This is a genomic window from Clostridium aromativorans (assembly GCF_020908015.1).
Taxonomy (GTDB): Bacteria; Bacillota; Clostridia; order Clostridiales; family Clostridiaceae; genus Clostridium_B; species Clostridium_B aromativorans.
In genome coordinates, this window is sequence record NZ_JAJJPB010000022.1 from 1 (window position 1) to 17767 (window position 17767).

The 17767-nt window shown below is 38.0% G+C and carries 12 protein-coding genes; 11 read left to right on the plus strand and 1 reads right to left on the minus strand.

The window, feature by feature from the left end; translation table 11 throughout:
- A partial coding sequence (locus tag LN736_RS14190) for a transposase (RefSeq protein ID WP_229981789.1) occupies nt 1–322 on the minus strand: 322 nt, incomplete at its 3' end.
- A gap of 425 nt (nt 323–747) precedes the next feature.
- Here LN736_RS14190 and LN736_RS14195 point away from each other — a divergent pair.
- The 11 genes from LN736_RS14195 to LN736_RS14250 all read left to right on the plus strand — a co-directional run bounded on the left by LN736_RS14195 (nt 748) and on the right by LN736_RS14250 (nt 17437).
- Nucleotides 748–1965 carry an RNA-guided endonuclease InsQ/TnpB family protein gene (locus LN736_RS14195; protein ID WP_378062163.1) on the plus strand — a complete coding sequence of 406 codons (1218 nt, stop codon included), beginning with the start codon at nt 748–750 and terminating at the stop codon, nt 1963–1965.
- Between the two features lie 540 nt (nt 1966–2505).
- Nucleotides 2506–3165 carry a sigma-70 family RNA polymerase sigma factor gene (locus LN736_RS14200; RefSeq protein ID WP_150356833.1) on the plus strand — a complete coding sequence of 220 codons (660 nt, stop codon included), beginning with the start codon at nt 2506–2508 and terminating at the stop codon, nt 3163–3165.
- Nucleotides 3166–3170: 5 nt separating this feature from the next.
- On the plus strand, nt 3171–3506 hold the full coding sequence (locus LN736_RS14205; RefSeq protein WP_150356834.1) for a hypothetical protein: 336 nt from the start codon (nt 3171–3173) through the stop codon (nt 3504–3506).
- 38 nt (nt 3507–3544) lie between these two features.
- The gene (locus LN736_RS14210) at nt 3545–3925 is read left to right on the plus strand and encodes a hypothetical protein (protein WP_179977683.1); all 381 of its coding nucleotides are present in this window, start codon (nt 3545–3547) and stop codon (nt 3923–3925) included.
- Nucleotides 3926–3990: 65 nt separating this feature from the next.
- On the plus strand, nt 3991–4326 hold the full coding sequence (locus LN736_RS14215; RefSeq protein WP_179977682.1) for a PrgI family protein: 336 nt from the start codon (nt 3991–3993) through the stop codon (nt 4324–4326).
- 35 nt (nt 4327–4361) lie between these two features.
- The gene (locus LN736_RS14220) at nt 4362–5198 is read left to right on the plus strand and encodes a hypothetical protein (protein WP_150356837.1); all 837 of its coding nucleotides are present in this window, start codon (nt 4362–4364) and stop codon (nt 5196–5198) included.
- Nucleotides 5146–7011 (plus strand): VirB4 family type IV secretion system protein, encoded by a 1866-nt coding sequence (locus tag LN736_RS14225; protein ID WP_229981790.1) that lies wholly within the window; start codon nt 5146–5148, stop codon nt 7009–7011. The genes LN736_RS14220 and LN736_RS14225 overlap by 53 nt, the downstream gene beginning before the upstream one ends.
- A gap of 25 nt (nt 7012–7036) precedes the next feature.
- Nucleotides 7037–9370 carry a hypothetical protein gene (locus LN736_RS14230; protein ID WP_179977680.1) on the plus strand — a complete coding sequence of 778 codons (2334 nt, stop codon included), beginning with the start codon at nt 7037–7039 and terminating at the stop codon, nt 9368–9370.
- A gap of 15 nt (nt 9371–9385) precedes the next feature.
- Nucleotides 9386–11830: an NlpC/P60 family protein gene (locus LN736_RS19235; protein ID WP_407647176.1), complete on the plus strand. Its 2445-nt coding sequence runs from the start codon at nt 9386–9388 to the stop codon at nt 11828–11830.
- 15 nt (nt 11831–11845) lie between these two features.
- Nucleotides 11846–12520 carry a hypothetical protein gene (locus tag LN736_RS14245; RefSeq protein WP_229981791.1) on the plus strand — a complete coding sequence of 225 codons (675 nt, stop codon included), beginning with the start codon at nt 11846–11848 and terminating at the stop codon, nt 12518–12520.
- A gap of 183 nt (nt 12521–12703) precedes the next feature.
- Complete coding sequence (locus LN736_RS14250; RefSeq protein ID WP_229981792.1) at nt 12704–17437, plus strand: OmpL47-type beta-barrel domain-containing protein; 4734 nt, start codon at nt 12704–12706, stop codon at nt 17435–17437.
- Nucleotides 17438–17767: the final 330 nt, after the last annotated feature.

Below are 17767 nucleotides of genomic sequence, written 5' to 3' on the forward strand. Positions count from 1 at the left end.
AGTCGATGATTGCCACCAGGTAAAGCCAGCTTTTGTGTATTGGAACGTAGGTAATATCAATGCTCCACACTTGATCAGGATACATTATTACAAGGTTTTTGAGCAGGTAAGGATAAATAGTATTGGCTGGTTCTGGCTGCTTTGTTTTAGATGCTTCTTTTTCAAAAAGCTGTGAAAAATTCTTTACAGCTTCTGTTTTCCATCTTGTGAGCATATTGGGATGGACTTGATTTTCAGAAGCTATTTCGCTTAAAGTACGTTCTCCACGAAGTACTTCCAGTACTAATCTTGCTTTGAATTCGGAGCTGTAAATTTTCCTCATGTGATTCACCATCCTTAATAAAAATATTATGGAGAACCTAACTAAAAAGCAAGCATTTTTTTGTCTGAATTCTTGGGTCCATTATAATCTACAGCTAAAGATTTTTCAAAAGGATGTATAGAAACTGCTGATCAGCTGATTAATAATCGTAAATTTGACTTATTTAGTTTAGTTAACTTTGAAAAATTTTGTAATATGCTAGGTGTGGTAAAAAAAGATTCATTTAAGCCATGGATAAAGCTTGTTAAAGAAAAATAAAGGCTTAATAATACGGCATTATTCAGAGATAGATTTGTGATATTTCTATATTTAAAATACTATGTAATACAAGGGTATGGAGAAAAGATACGTCAAAGATAGTATAATAACCTCAGAAAGCGAGGTGAAATACCATGTACTTAACAGTCAAACAACAGGTAAAACATTTGTCCAGGGAAGAATACCTGAATATCCGTAAGCTGGCCCATGCGGCAAAGAATCTTACCAATGAAGCCATCTACAATATACGCCAGTATTATTTCCGTGAGGGTGAGTACCTGAACTACCAGAAGAACTATACCCTTTTGAAGGACAGCCCTAACTATAAGACACTTAACTCAAATATGGCACAGCAGATCCTTAGGGAAGTGGACGGCTCGTTTAAATCATTCTTCGGTCTCATCAAACTGGCCGGACAGGGGCGATATAATTTCCGGGACGTTGTACTCCCGCACTACTTACCGAAACATGGATTCACCACACTTGTCATCGGTTTTGTCCGCCTGAAAGGCAATAAACTTGTATTGCCATACTCAAACCAGTTCAAGAAAAAACACGCCAAAGTTGAGATTGCAATCCCGCCTATTCTCCTGGACAAGAAGATTAAGGAGATACGCATAATACCTAAGGCAAAAGCCAGGTTCTTTGAAATTCAGTACACTTATGAAGTGAAAGAAGAACAAAGAAACTTAGATAAAAACAAAGCACTGGCAGTTGACTTTGGAATTAACAACCTGGCTACCTGTGTGACTTCTGCCGGCGAGAGTTTCATCATAGACGGACGCAGGCTCAAATCTGTCAACCAGTGGTACAACAAGCAGAATGCACGGCTGCAGAGCATCAAGGACAAGCAGAAATTTGGAAAATGCACCACAAATCGCCAGAAGTCAATAGCCCGCAGACGCAACAACAAAGTTAACGACTATATGGCGAAGACTGCCCGTATCATCATAAATTACTGTCTGAAAAGTAAAATTGGTACACTTGTAGTAGGATACAATAAGACATTCCAGACAAGCAGCAGAATAGGGAAAGCCAACAACCAAAACTTCGTGAACATTCCATTTGGCAAGCTGCGGGACAAACTTGAATATCTCTGCCAGCTTTACGGCATCAAATACCTGAAACAGGAGGAAAGCTACACATCAAAAGCGAGCTTTTTTGACAGGGATATTGTTCCTGTCTACAATGCTGACAATCCGGACGTGTACAAGTTCTCGGGCAGGCGTGTAAAGCGCGGACTGTACCGGACAAAGGCAGGTTCTTACATCAATGCAGACGTAAACGGTGCATTGAACATCCTCAGTAAAAGTAGCGTTGTGTCCCTTGAGGGGCTATACAATAGGGGCGAAGTGGACACGCCCGTAAGAATAAGGGTTGCCTAGCAGCCAAACTTCTTAAATTGAGTCGTTAGACTCATCAAAGCTTCCATTTCAACCGTTAACAGCCGTAAGGCTCAGGTAAGTGGTGAGTAGTTCACTTTACGGAATGTATCAGCATTGATACTTATGACAGAATAAAGGAAGCAGAAAAATGGCTATATAATTATAGAGTATAAAGGACAGTATTATAAATAGGATAATTCAGCTAAAGTAGGGAAGTCTCTTATTTCAACAAGTGGGATATGAACATCCTTTATTTTTTTGTGTTAATATCAAAAATTTTAAATTTATATACCAATTATTACTCCAAAAACGGATAAGAAATGGCCAAATTTATAATTAAAAATATGTTGTACCATTTAATTAAGGTCGATTTAACTTTAAAATCCAAGTAAACTTACCCTGACAATTCTAATGTAAGGTAGTTTACTAGGAGGGAAAAACAGAATTGATGAACATCATGATTAAATTGAAGGATGCCAGCTATAAGGCAGTAAAAAAGAAAGTAGCAACATTAGGAAAAACAAATATAGAAGAGTCTCCATGGATAATACACTCATAAAAAAAGCCCAGCAAGGGGATAAAAAAGCTGTTTCAACTCTTTTAAATAAAAATATAAATTACATTTACTGGATAGCACATAAATTAAGCATTTCAAATACAAATTTCGAGGACCTGGTATCTGAGGGCAAAATAGGCTTTTTGAAAGCGCTTGGAAACTATAATCTTGAAAGCAATTCCGAATTTCTAGCTTACGCTTATCCATATATCAAAGGGGAAATATGGAAATATATGAGCAATAATACGTTTTATGTACATCTTCCGGATTATAAAATCAGAAGTTATATGAGATCGAAAAGGCAATCCAAAGATCCAGAAAAGTTTAAAAAATTCAAATCTGAAAGTTTGTTATCACTGGATGAAATAACGAATTTACATGCCAAAAGTGAATTCAATGAGTTCAAAAATGTAGAAAATCATATATTCTTAACCCAGCTTTTCAGATATTGTAAATTATCCAAATTGGAAATATTTATATTGAAAAGATTTTATTTTGATCAGATGCAGCTCAAGGAAATCTCAGCTCTTTTAAATTTAGAGAAATCTCAGGTCTATAAAATCAAAAAAAATTCCATTAGAAAATTACGATTTGAGCTGTTCAACCAGGATGATGAAAAAATCTGTGCTACAGATGGGAGGTGATTTACTTGAATCTAATGTTTTTTACTGTCCTTGCAGCAGAAAATATAGACTCAGGAGCCGTTCAGGCCGTGTCTTCTTCCGATTTTTCACACAGTATAAATGCTGTAATACAGTTTATCTACAATTCCTTGGATCCAATTGTATTTCCAATCGCAAAACTTGTACTTTTGATATCTGCGCTGGTTTTACTCCTTGGAGGAATATTAATGTCAAAAAATATTAAAAAAGCTGGATGGTGTGGTATTGCTACTACCATTGCAGTTTTGTTTTTGTTTTATCTTGCCCCGCTCATTCTGGGTCTTATAATCACAGCGGCAAAAACCGCGGGTGCAGGTAAGTAAAGAGAAATGAGATGCAGAAGAAAGGAGGTGGTGTATTCATGCTGAAAAAATTGAGAAACCTTTTAACAAATGGCAGGAAAGTTGTTATGGATGCCTTTTTTACATTATCTGCAATCATTGTGGTAAACTGCCCGGTACTTGCAGACAGCATAGATCAGGCTATCAGCACTCAATCATCAAAAGCTGTGGAAAGCAGATTGTTTGGTTCTACAAAGACAGTACTTATGGCTGTAGGTGGTGGAGCCATAGCTATAGCCATGGGAATTGTCGGACTTACAATGATACTCGCACATAAAAGACAGGAAACCCGTACTGAAGCCCTTGCATCAATTGGATGGATAGTTGGTGGGGCTGTATTAATTGGTGCTATTGCAATTTTCGTAGGTTTCTTTTGGGGTACTTTTGGGCTCAAAGGATAGGAACAAAAACAAATGCAGCAGTGGATCTTCTGCTGCTGTTTATATAAAAAAGAGGGGTGATATATGTGACATATTTTACTGTACCTTACAACATAGACAGTGAAGACAAGATTATTGGCGGGTACCTTTCACTTAGACAGTTTGCATGGATTGTGCTTGCAGTTTTTATCATATTGCTACTTTTCATATTGAACACAGGCTATATGTCAAGGACAACCGTAGGTGGTGCTATTTCATTTAATTTTTTGTCTTTCGCAGTTAGAATTGTAGTTTCATTACCGTTTTCAATATTTTGTATTATTATGGCTTTCATTAAGAAAGACGGTATAAATATTGATAAATATTTATTTAAATGCGTCATGTACAAGTTGAGAAATCATGTTATAAAAAACCAACCATAGTTGTGTTATGGCTTGTCTGGAAAGAAGGGATTTATTTGCTTATAGCAGTTGTTCTTGTACTTATAGGGCTTTCATTTCCAATTGGGGCCTATATCTATACAAGAATAGATGATGAGAATAAAAAGAGTGGTAAGTATTTAGATAAGGACATTAAAACTTCCAATAAAAATAAAGATGTCAAAACAAAGTCTCTGCCTGAAATAAAGAAACTGATAGGTATGAATGACATAAAAAACAATAAAATTCAGCTCCTAAGTGGTAAAAGGAGAATCATACTCAGCGTATCCTCACCTGATATTCCGCTTCTTACTGATGATGAAATAGAAGTTATGGAATTGAAACTTCTCCAGTTTGCACTTTCTCTAAATGATTCAATTCAATTTTTTACAACACCAACAAGAATAGAAACAAAAGAGCCGGCAGAACTTGTTTTAAAAACAGTAGAATCTGCTGATGAAAATATCCCGGAGGGGCTAAGGCAGTATTCTGACAAACTGTATAACTCATATAAGGAAATTGAAAACAGCAGGGGAGTATATGTACTTAGAAGTTTCTGCATTATTGGCACTGATATAAAAGATGAGGAAAGGGCAAAAAATGACCTCAGGTATAAATGCAACCTGGTAATGTCCAAGCTTATTGGGGCAAAAATGAGGGTATCCATACTGAATTCATACCAAATTGCCCAGCTTTTTGCTGATATATTGCAGCGTGGTGACAACATACTGATAGAAAAACTTATCAAAAATGGTGCAATGGAGCTTTATACAGAGGGTATAGGCCAGGAGATCTATTCGGGAAAGGAGGACAAAAAAGAAGATGAATATGATATTGAAAGGGAAGAAATTCAAAAAGAAACCAGGCAAAAGTAATAAAAAAACAGGTGATATATTTGATAAAACATCAAATATCATGGATTTAATTTACCCCGATGTTTTCAGTGAAAACAATGATTATATATACCTGGGACCGAATAAATATGTTCGTGTTTATGCTATAACAAATTACCCGAGGCAGATGTATATAGGTTTTCTAAATGATCTGTTTACGTTGGGAAACATAGATATTTCAACTTATGTAGAGCCAATTCCTGATGCTGAGATAATAAATCGGCTCACCTCCAAATATTCTGAGCTTAAGTCTAATCTGAACCTTCAGGTAAAGCATGGATATGCTGTGGATTATGGAGTGGCACATGCGGCGGATGATCTTGATGCACTGCGAGAACTCATCCAGACAAACAAAGAAAGGATGTTCTTTGCACAGCCAATTATTTTTATATGGGGCAGAGATACCAGGGATCTTGATGATAGATCCAATTCTTTGAATGATTTATGCAGTAGAAAAGCTGTAAAGATCAGGTGTCTTACTTATGATCAAAGCAAAAGTTTTATTTCAGGACTTCCGACGCTCAATCTATCATACTCTTCCTATCTTAGAAATATGACAACAGGGGCTATAGCAAGTCTTATTCCATTGGGAAATACACAGCTTTCACACAGGGGAGGGATACTGCTTGGGAGAAACCTGAATACGAAGTCCTATATATTTTACAACAATTTTATAGGTGCTCCGGAACTTACCAATCCACATACTTTTATCTGTGGAACAACAGGTGCCGGAAAATCCGTTTTAATGCATGTAAAATCTGCCAGAGGAACTGCAGCTGGCAGATGGTCGGTAATAATGGATCCCAAAGGTGAATATCGCAAGCAGGCTGAAATTCTTGGAGGACAATTTATAGAACTCAAACCTGGAGTCAAAAGCGGTATAAACCCTTTTGATCTTGAGATAGAGGAAGACGAACATGGAAAGAGAAAAATCAATCTCTACGGAAAAAGAACTGAAATAGTGAATATGATTTCTATTTTTGCTGAAAGGTTCAGGGGGAAACCGCTTAGAGGACAGGAGATTACAGCTGTTGACGGTGTGGTAAGTAAATTGTACTCCGATTGCAAGATAACGGAAAATGCAGACAGCCTTTATATAGAAGCTGAAAAAGCAGTAGAGGGTAAGTTTTATACCGGCAAGGTAAAAAAGAGACTTCCTACACTTTCAAATTTGAGGGACGGTCTTGTGGAATACAACAGGAGCGCCCAGCTTGCAAATCTCACTGAACTTACTGAAATTATGAAGATGATAACTGGAGATGGTCCAATGGCCATTTTTGACTGCCAAAGTACTGTGGATTTGAAAAGCAGGCTTATTGTTATAAGTTTCAAAAACCTGGCCGATGATTTTTCTAAGTTTTTTGCAACTATAAACACCATGTCATGGATATGGGCCAAATTTTCAAACTGGAAACTTAAAAATATATTGAAGGATGTATATGTAGACGAGGGATCGCTGTTTACCAAGTTCGAAAGAGCACTTGATTTTATAGACAATATAGCAAGGTTTGGAAGGGCTTTCAACATAGCACTTACACTTGCTACACAATTTATTGAGGATTTTATAGCTACCCAGCAGGGAAGGGCTATAGTATCACTCTGTGCTACCAAAATAATACTTAAACTTGAACCTAGTGTAGCCAGGGAAACAGCAAAGTATTTCAATCTGTCGGCAAATTGTCGTGAGTATATTTCAAGCTTCTCGAGCGGACAAGCTATCCTGCGTACAGAGCAGGATCTTGTGCTTATGGAAGTCGTACCCAAGGAATTTGAATGGGAATTTGCAGAACCGTGATAAAGGCTAGAAAGGAGTTGGTTTTATGTCTAAAAAGCATAGATATCTGTTAGATTTTTTTGTATTACTGGTGTTTTTCCTGGCATTTTCCTTTTCAGTAACTAAACCTATAAAAGCAGCACCATCTTACGAAAGCTACGGAAAAGAATTTGCTGTTACTGCTACTACTACAAAAACTGTAAGTTTTGACATGAATGGTGCAGATACTAAAAAAGCCCAGCACACTATTTCATATTATATCTACTTGTTTGGAGGCACTATTGTAGCTTTTTCCATGGGACTTGCAGCTATGAGAATGATACTTGTAAAAAACAGCCAAACCAAAAGAGAAGAGACCATGACGGCTTTCGGAAAGATAATTCTCGGGTGCAGTATTTTGGGATCCTGTATTTTACTCAGTGGTTTTCTAATAGGGGTGGCCAACCATCTAGGATCTGCAATTACAGATGGGAATTCCAGTTTGATAAATGTGCCGACCACAACCATAACTGATGATGACGGTAATTTCGTAGTTAAAGCCTTTGGAAATATTTTTCTTTCCGTTGAAAAATGTATATTTAATTTGTTTGACAAGTATTTCGGATTTTTACCTTTGGATAAACTCATATTCAATTCCAGTGCCAATGCCTTCGGTGTAACTGGAACCATAACAGTTCCACCATTTACTAATGCAGAATGGTCAAATCTAAACTATATGTATTTGCTTGTCTCTTCTATATGTGCACCACTTGTACTTTTGATGGTGGCCAAGACTGGAATTTCTCTCATAATGTCTGCGAACAGACCTGCCCAGAGATCGCAGCTACAGGAGGATGTCTGCAGATGGCTGTTCTCATTGGCACTTATAGCTTTAGGGCCACTTCTTCTTAAAGGGTTATTCCTTCTGTCAAGTGATATGACAAATGCCGTTGTATCCATATTCAATGCATCGCTTGGAAAAGACAACTATGTGACTGATATTTCCATGGTAGACAGCATCAAAACCGGATCTTTTCTTACAAGTGCCATTGTAAAGTGTCTGTTTGCATGGAAGTTTTTCCAGATAAACATGCTGTTCATGGTAAGAAAAATAATACTTACTGCCATGTATGCATTTACACCGCTTGCTGCACTTTTCTGGGGTATAGACAACAGGACACAGGCCATACAGATATGGTTTGGTGAGATGATAACCAATGCGACTATGCAGTTCTTTTATGCATTTACCTTTAGCATAATGATTATAAGTCTCTCCGGATCTTCATGGAAAAATTGGTTTTATGCCCTTGTCTGGGTATTTGCTCTTGTCAAACTGGCAGAAGTTTTCAGAAATTCACTTCAGGGATTGTTTACCAAGCTTGCAGGTGTTGATGAAATGTCCATAGCAGGCAGATCTTTTGGCCCTGTATCGAAGCTTGCTATAGGTGCTGCTGGTGCCATGGCAAGAACGTTTAAGGTAGGAAATCCCTCAAAACTTTCAAATGGGCTAAATATAGGTGGGTTAAGGAATTCCGCTCTTGGCTCGGCTGTATTTGGAGCTGGTGGTAAAAAGCCGCAGGGAAGTTCTCAAGGTGCAAAAGATGCCGCAGGAAAGACAGCGGCAGCTGCCAGTGCAACTGAAAATTTCAGACAGTCCAGCAGTACTGATCAAGGTGAAATGTCAAGTAATCCCCAGGCGGCACAAAATAGAGGTAATCAAAATCATAATAAAAAGCCAAATGAATATGAAGAAAGCCTTTTAAATTATATGGATAGTGAAAACGGAACAGGTGCTGGCGGTTATGCGTCAGATAATGTAAAAAATTCAGAGACAGATCCTATAATAAACCCTGAAAATTTTAATGGATTAGACTCGCTAAAGCCAATAACCGATTCAGAAGGAAATGTGAATATGAACAATTTAAAAGCGGCAGGTTCGAGGCATATGCTGTATTCATCAATGCTGAATGACAACTTGAAAAAATTTGCAGCAGAAAAGCCTATGGGTGCCAAAGTACTTGGCGGGGTTTCAAGGGCAATGAATCATAAAAATACTGGAATGGCAAACAGGGTAATAGCCGGCAAGGCCATAAACGCCACAATAGAACAGATGCAGTCCCTTGCAGGTGGAGAAAACAAACTTAGTAAACAGGATGCACTTACACAGCTCTTTGGCGGTGAAACTAAAAGCATAAATAAAAATGTAGATGGCCATAAATTTGAGATTACTCACAATAGGAATGCACAGAAATTCAAATCAGCTTTGGAACATGGTGATATAGGAAGAGCTTCTCAAGTAATAACAAATGCCAATCCAATAAATGGTCTTTCTCTTAAACAGCAAAGCGCAGTTATCGCCAGAACAAGTCCATACACGAATATTGACGGATTCAGGTGGTAAGGTGGTGATGGTACTGTGAATAACAACAATAGGGAGAATTTCTTTAAAAGATTTGCTAAGAATAAATTTAAGTCATTTGCCAGACAGTTTGTTTTAAAGAACCCTCTTGTAATAGGAGTAATAATACTTCTTGTCATTGCCTTTGTAATTTTTGGAGCACTTGCAGCCGACATAGGAGACATGGGGGACAATACTGTAAGTTCATCACTTTCAACTAATGACAACAAAGATATACTGGAAGACCTGCAAGAGTATCTGGATGATAAAATAAATGTTGGGGTACCTGATTATGTGAAATATGGAGATAATTATTCAGGTAGTGGAGGTGACTCAGTAAGTATACCTGAAGATTTCAAGAGCACAAGCGACGTTGTAAATTACGCATTGAAGTTTTTAGGTGTTCCCTATTTATGGGGAGGTACAAGCCCGAAGGGTTTTGACTGTTCGGGACTTGTACAGTATTGTTACGGGCATTTCAATATAAATCTTCCAAGAACATCCCAGGAACAGTTCAAAGTTGGAACTTCTGTAGACAGGTCAGCTCTGAAACCCGGGGATTTAGTATTCTTTGAAGGTAATCAACCGGCACATGTAGGTATGTATATAGGTGAAGGGAAATACATTCAAGCTCCAAGGACAGGTGATGTAGTAAAGGTTTCTCTGCTTAGTGCAAGAAATGACTATGCAGGTGCAAGGAGAATAGCCGATGTTTCAGGGGATTCTGGCAGCAGTTCAGATAATAGTGATACTACATCCGATAGTATATCTGAAAATGAAATTGACTATACAGATGCTTACAATATAATAAGAAAGTTTTATTTAAGTCCCGGGAATGTATTTGGATATATGAAATACATGGAAATGTCACTGGGTATAAAACCGGAGGATTTCTTTAGCGGCAGTTTCGGAAATGATACAGAAGATAATGGTGATTCAGATTCTCAGGGCAATCCCGTAACCGATATTATCAACCAGAAAATCATAAAAGAGAAGATAGAAAAAAATGATCATAAAATAGCGGATGAACTGAAACCGGAATTTACAATTTCAAATGAAACTACTACTGATGTTGTAACTTACGAAAAAGAAGAAACTATTCTTGGAATTGATACAGGTAAGAAAGTCACTGTAACTAAAAAACATACAGGTTCCATAGCAGTTGTGACACATATAAGCAGCATATGGGGAGAAGTGGATTTGCAGTACAATCAGGTTACTTCATCTTATACTGATTCCGAGGGTACTCACACTGTAACAAAACCTGTGTATGATGGGTACAAGCTTCAGGGTGAATTGTTCTCCAGGTTAAGGTCTATAATAAAGCACGATTTTCCTGAAGAAAAGGATGTGGATGATGCAATATACTTCATAATAGAATCCGGGTTTAACTTTGACAGGAAGGAGCAAAATGGTGACTGGATAAACGGCAAACTTAGTGATCTGACACTGGATTCGCTTCTGGCGGATCTTGGAGGTTCAAACACCGGAATTTCTGCAGGAATGATTCCCACTTTTTATCAATGGGACAGCAGATGGGGAAGTAATTCATATGCAGGATCCACAATAGATAAATTGGGATCTGCGCCTGCGAGTCTTGCCATGGTAGTCAGCGGCCTTGAAGGGAAGCTTGGCGGATATGATAAAAACAGCGACGGTATTCTGGAGCCCAATGAAGCGGCGAATTATTTGAATGATATCGGAGTTCACAAAGATACTGATGTAAATGATGATTTTTCCAAGGCAGCATCATTTTTCGGACTTACGATGAAACATTATGGGAGATCCGATTATATGAGCATTGCAAATGAACTTAAACAGGGACATCCTGTCATAGCAAATGTACATGGTACTGATGGAATAGCATATGGAAGCCCGGGTTCGACTTTTACCCAGGGAAATCACTACATTGTGCTTGTAGATATAGACAGTAATAACAAAGTAATCGTTCATGATCCTTATAATAAGAAGAATCAAAACAGCCGCACATGGGATTTGTCAAGTATAATAGCTGCAGAAAGTTCTGACTATTACGCATTTAATAATCCAAATATAGTTTATAAAAGCGGTGTTGCAACAGCTTATACGGGAGATAATATAGGATTAAATGGCGGCACTCATGCAGCCTGGAACGGTATGGACGTGTCAAATAAAAACTTAGGTAACCATCTTATAGCTGCAGATAAGAGCATACCTTTTGGTACACTTGTAATTGTCAAAGTTCCAGAAAGCAAAAGGTACTGGAAAATGGCAAATGGGCAGAAAGTTGATGCCAATGGTGCCTATGTGGTTGTAGACAGGGGCGGTGCCATAACAGGCACACATATAGATGTTTATTTTGGGAGTGGAGCATATTACAATACCGGTTCCGGAGGCGGAATAGCCAACCAATTTGGAAGAGTCAATATAAAGCTCAGGGTAACCAAGAGCAAAATCAGCTATAATGATGCACTGAAGCATTGAATGGGGGAATAAAATGTGGATTCAACTAAAAAGAAGATGATATTGCTTGCTTCGGCTACAATAGCTATAGTTTTTATAAGTTGTGCATTGATTTATGAAATCAACTCAAGGCATTTCAATACCTCAAATGAATATCTGAAACAAGGCCACAGTTTGTCCGAAAAGAAGAGATTTGATGAAAATATGGAATATGCGGACAAATACAATACACGTATAAAAAATATGGATGAACTTGCTACACCAGCTGAAGGTTCAAGTGTCCCCGATGTTTCAAAAGTGTCAGGGGCGGAAAAATCAAATTCTACTGTATCTCTCTATTTTTTATTTAGCAAGAAGCTATTGAATACGGATCAGTATATAAATGCTGAAGACAAGTTGAATGCCGGTATAAAAGAGATAGCAAATATAGAAAACAGCAGGGATTTGAATGAGTATTTCAATACAAATAAAGACAACCTGAAAAATGTATATGGGATATCAAATTATAATGAGCTTGCAAGTCTTAAAAGTAAATTCCAGAAGTTAAATGGCAGTACGGTAAGTATAACTGTGGATCAGAATTTTACTAAAACAGAGGACGGTAAAATATCTTTTAATGTGATATTTAGAGGTAGCGGAAATGCTGTAAACCAAAATGTTATGCTGAGCTATGCAAGTGATGTTGAAATGAATGTATTATGGGAAATGTGATTTATGATTTGGCAAAAAAGGCTTTGTCCATAAAGGATACAGTCTTTTTCATTTTATCCAAATTTATACCCGAATTTTCACCATGAAAATAGACAAGAAATAAATAAGTTTTGAGGACGGGAACGTGCTGTACCATTAAATCGAGGTTGATCTGACCTCTAATTAAAAAATGGAGGTAATGCAATGAATTTAAAAGAGTTAAACTTTCTAAATCCAAAAACTCGAAGAAAAATTGCAGCTGGTGCAATTAGTGTCGCAATGGGATTTTCTATAGTTGCACCAAACATAGCTACTGTTGCCAATGTTGCTGGTATTCAAGTTTCTACTGTTAAAGCTTTTGCCGACGAGGTTAGTCAACAGGGTATTAAGAAAACTGTTTCAGGTGATGATGCGATGTTCTTTGTACTAAATGATGATTCTGTTATGGTATTAGGATCTAATAAATACGGCCAGATTGGCATTGGAGATACGACCTACACAAATACTGCTATAAAATTAGGGCTATCGGATGTAGAAACTGTTACTTCAAAATATTATGCAACATATTTTGTAACAAAAGATGGCTCGATATACGTTTGTGGAAAAAATGATTATGGGCAACTTGGAACAGGAGATACTAAAAATGTAAGTACACCTGTAAAAATCGGGTTAAGTGGTGTAAAGGATGTTTTTACTAATGGATACTCTACATTTTTTACAATGAAAGACGGTTCTACTTATGCGTGTGGCTTAAATGCTAAAGGGCAACTTGGTATTGGTGATACGACAAATAGAACTACACCAGTAGAAATTAATATAAGAAACGTTAAAAATGTGGTATTGAGTTCGTCATTTCCAAATTATAGGTTAGTACCTAGTACATCAGTATTCTTTCAGACTGAGGATGGATCTGTATATGTATGTGGATGCAATAATGATGGTCAACTTGGAATAGGTGATAAAGTCGATAAAAGTATACCTGTTAAATTAGATATGACAGGTATTAAAGATATTATTTCAACAAGAGACGGTAGTTATTCGTATTTTACTATGCAAGATGGAACTGTTATGCAGACTTCAGCAACATCTTCACCGGTTAAATTAGATATCAATAATGTGAAAAAGCTTGTGTATAGTAATATAGTTTATAAAACCAGTTCTAATCAGGGCTTTACGTATGATCTAGTTGTTAATTCACGTATATATGCAATACTTAATGATGGTTCTGTATATGCGATTGGCTTCGGTGGATTAGGTACCGGCGATGGAAAGAGTAAATCAATATTTACAAAAATCAATTTAAGCAATGTTAAAGATGTTATTTCATGCGATATCTATTCTGATACATTCTTTTTAACTGAAGATGGCACTGTTTATAAATTAGTTGGAGATGTACCTACAGAGTACGTAACTGGTATTAAAAGTTTAGTCCCTGGATACAAGGTACAAGATCTTTATTATCAACATAATACTAGCTCTGGTAAAATATATTATACTGCATACTCGTATATTCCATATTTTGTAGACAATAATGGAAATATTATTACTGAAAATGGTAACATTCCAAATGAAGAAAAAACTTCAGTTAGTACTCTTTTTTCTGCAACTTCTGTTATTATGAATGCCTCTACTTATACCATAGACAAAATATATAATGCAGATGATCAATCCAAGTATGGTTCCTGGTTTACGGGCTTTTATTCGAAATCGCTATATGATAATAATGACCTCATGCAGTTTATATTGAACAATACTGATGGCACTGCAACTTTAAGTAATGGTGGAATTATTCAGGATGAAAGCCAGATAAAAAACAAATACTTCCTTTCAGACGGATCCATGATACTTGTGGACAACTATGGTATGGTTCAATACTATAAAGGTTTAACCACAACATCTCCTTCTACACTTCCTATCGACGGCAGCGGCATTATCGGGGCTGATACCCTGGTATTTGGCACTGGCACTTCAGCTGTAAAGCATCCGGTATTATATTTTGGAAGTTCATCAAAATATATAGATACCGACGGAAGCCTCAAGACATTTACCCTGAAGAACACTGATATTAAAAAGATGTTTGCATACAAGTATGCAAAAGGTGTATCCCAATATATGCTGATTCAGAAATCAGATGGTTCTTTAGTTTATTTGGATGCAGATGGACATCAGCAGGATTTCGGCCTGAACATGAATGATGTTTCTTATATCATGCCGGCAACAGGTGTAAACAAAGATATCTTTGTCATGAAAGACGGTACTTTAAGGGACGACCAAGGAGTTATAGTGGTTCCTGATGGTGTGACATTGAGTAAAATATGGTCAAACAGGATTTTTGAGATGTCGGACGGTTTTCTTTACACCTTCCAGAATGGTACATTCAAAAATACCAATACCCTTGATTCTTTTGCAAAACTTGCCCAGAACAATGCGCTTTTACTTAAGAATGGGAACTTCCAGCTTGCAGATACTTCAGGTAACCTAACCAATGACCTTGATGTAAGCGGGAATGATGTGAAATACATGTCACAGCTAGATTCAACGAATATGTATCTTATCTTAAATGACGGCACAACCTATGGCGTGGGAGACAAAGTACAGGGTGACAGTCTTGAAAATCATGGTATAAATATAAATGACGTGTCAGCTTTCCTTTCAAATGGTTCCGACAATGTAGTAAGGGCACTTGTTACAAAGGACGGTACCGTGTATACCAATCCCGGCTCATGGGCAAAAAATACCCTTGTACATTTTTCATCTGATGCTGTAAATTCAGCACATGATACCAATCCGGTCTACACCAACCCGGGAGATGCAGCTGGATCAGGTGATCCAAACAAGCTTCCTGGTGGTACAGATGAGAAAGGCAACGGTATAAATCCTATTATCGCGGAAGATACTACAGGTCCTACAATCAATATCACTGGAAGCCCAACTGACTGGACCAATGGAGATGTAACACTATCCTACAGTGCTTCAGATGAAGAAGGCGGCAGTGGATTCTCAAAAGTAGTACTCCCGGATAATACCGAAGTAACCAGCACGACAGGAACTTTCAAGGTAACGGAGAATGGTACTTATATGTTCAAAGCTGTGGATAATGACGGGAATGAAACTACCCAAACCGTGACAGTAAGCAAAATAGACAAGATAGCTCCCACAGTCCCGTCAATCAGCAATGATAATGGTACTGTGACGATAGCTGCAGGTACAGACGAAGATAGTGGTGTAAAAGAAACGGACTATAGTATAGATGGCGGCGCATACCAGAAGTATGGTTCGGCATTTACATTAGAACCAGGAATCCATACTGTGAAAGCTAAAGATATAGACAATGCAGGGAACGAAAGCAGCGAAGTAACCCAGAATGTAACGGTGGAAGATACTGCATTTGAAAATGCAACACAGGCTGTAGAAAATGCGGAGAGCACAAAAAGCCAGGGAGATGTTGATACCGCAAGAGACCTCGTGGATGCACTTCCAGAGAGTCCGGAAAAGCAGGCACTTGAAGACAGGCTGGATACCGTACAGGATGAAATAGACCAGGCAAAACAGGATGAGCAGAATCTTAAGGATGCATCTGACGCGGTAGACCATGCTGAAGATACAGAGAACCAGGATGATCTGGATCATGCAAAGGATCTGGTGGACAACCTTCCTGACGGGCCGGGCAAGGACAACCTCGAGGACAGGATAGATGATATACAGGACGAAATAGACCAGAACAGCCAGGAAGCGCAGGATCTGGCTGATGCAACTGCAGCAGTGGAGAAAGCAGAACAGACAAAGACAAAAGGTGATTATGATACAGCTTTAAGCAAAGTATCCGCTCTTAAAGACGGTGCTGACAAAACTGGCTTACAGGGAAGGCTCGACAATGTAAAATCAGATGTAGATGAACTCATAGCCGATGCAGACAGCAAGGTTACCAATGCTGAAAACTCAAAGACACAGGAAGATATAGATACTGCCCAGGCTGCCATAGACAAAGTACCTGACGGATGGGATGTATCAGACCTTCAGGAAAGACTCGACAATATAAAGAAAGAAGTTGGAGATCAAAACCTCGCAGCAGCAGAGGCGGCCGTAGAGAAGGCAGAAAGTACCCAGCTGCAGGAAGATGTTTACAGTGCAAGAGTGCTTGTAAATAAACTCCCTTCTAGCCAGGACAAAACGGATTTAAACAGGAGGCTTGATGCAGTGCAGAATATTATAGACCTCTACAAGAATGTAGAGCAGAGAGTACAGACAGCCGAAAAGCTGAAGACACAATCATCAGTTTCCAGTGCAAGATCCTTAGTTTCGACACTGCCCGCAGGAGATAAGAAAGACAGCTTCAACAGCAGGCTTGATGCAGTGGAAGCAGAGATAGCACTTAGCAATACGATAAAGGCCATAGACAGGGACATAACCGCTCTTGAGAAAGACGTGGACAGCCACATAAAGTACAATTCAAATATAGATATAGACAGCTATAAGAACAAAGTTACGGCACTCAGAGACAGGGTAAATGCCCTTCCTGACAGTGTATCTGGTACCAAGTTAGCGTTTAATGAAAGGCTGGATACAGTAGATTCAAAACTTACGAAACAAAAAGGTGTCCAGGATGCGGTAAGCAAAGTAGTTGATGCAATTGACAAAGCCGGGCAGACACTTGATAACAAAGACATACAGGATGCCCAGGATGCCATAGACAACCTGCCCGATGGAGTAGATAGGTCTCAGTATCAGAGTGAACTCAATACGATAAAGCAGAAGAAACAGGCGAAGGTGGCAAAGGACACGACAGATGCAAACAAGGCAGTAACCACAGCTTCAAGGACAAGGCTCCAGTCTGATATAGATGCAGCCAGGGTACTTGTAAATGCACTCCCTGATGGAAACAATAAGACACAGTTATCCAAGCAGCTTGATTTGATTCAGAAATATGTAAAAAAGTAAAAATGAATATAAAAATAAGGAATTGCTTAGAAGAGAGTAGTTCCTTATTTTTGTGTTTTAGAATACCACATATTAAATATGAGAAATATTTTAGTAAATGTCCCTTATGGGGGCGACAATTGGTTTCGGTCGTGAGACTAACAAATAATGAAAGGTGGGAGGAATATGAAAAATATTAAGAACAGAAAGATTAAGAAGTCTATAATAACCTGACACATATAAAGTTTGTGAAAAATACCACGAGTAATGATATTAGAAAAAATATATAAGAGAGGATAATATATCCAAAATATTGTAAATTTTGTGTGAATAATTTAAATATATAAAAAT

Excerpts from the sequence above, each read along its gene's own strand:
- LN736_RS14200 (WP_150356833.1), top strand. The coding sequence starts at position 2,506 with ATGGATAATACACTCATAAAAAAAGCCCAGCAAGGGGATAAAAAAGCT.
- LN736_RS14210 (WP_179977683.1), top strand. The coding sequence starts at position 3,545 with ATGCTGAAAAAATTGAGAAACCTTTTAACAAATGGCAGGAAAGTTGTT.
- LN736_RS14225 (WP_229981790.1), top strand. The coding sequence starts at position 5,146 with ATGAATATGATATTGAAAGGGAAGAAATTCAAAAAGAAACCAGGCAAA.
- LN736_RS14230 (WP_179977680.1), top strand. The coding sequence starts at position 7,037 with ATGTCTAAAAAGCATAGATATCTGTTAGATTTTTTTGTATTACTGGTG.
- LN736_RS14250 (WP_229981792.1), top strand. The coding sequence starts at position 12,704 with ATGAATTTAAAAGAGTTAAACTTTCTAAATCCAAAAACTCGAAGAAAA.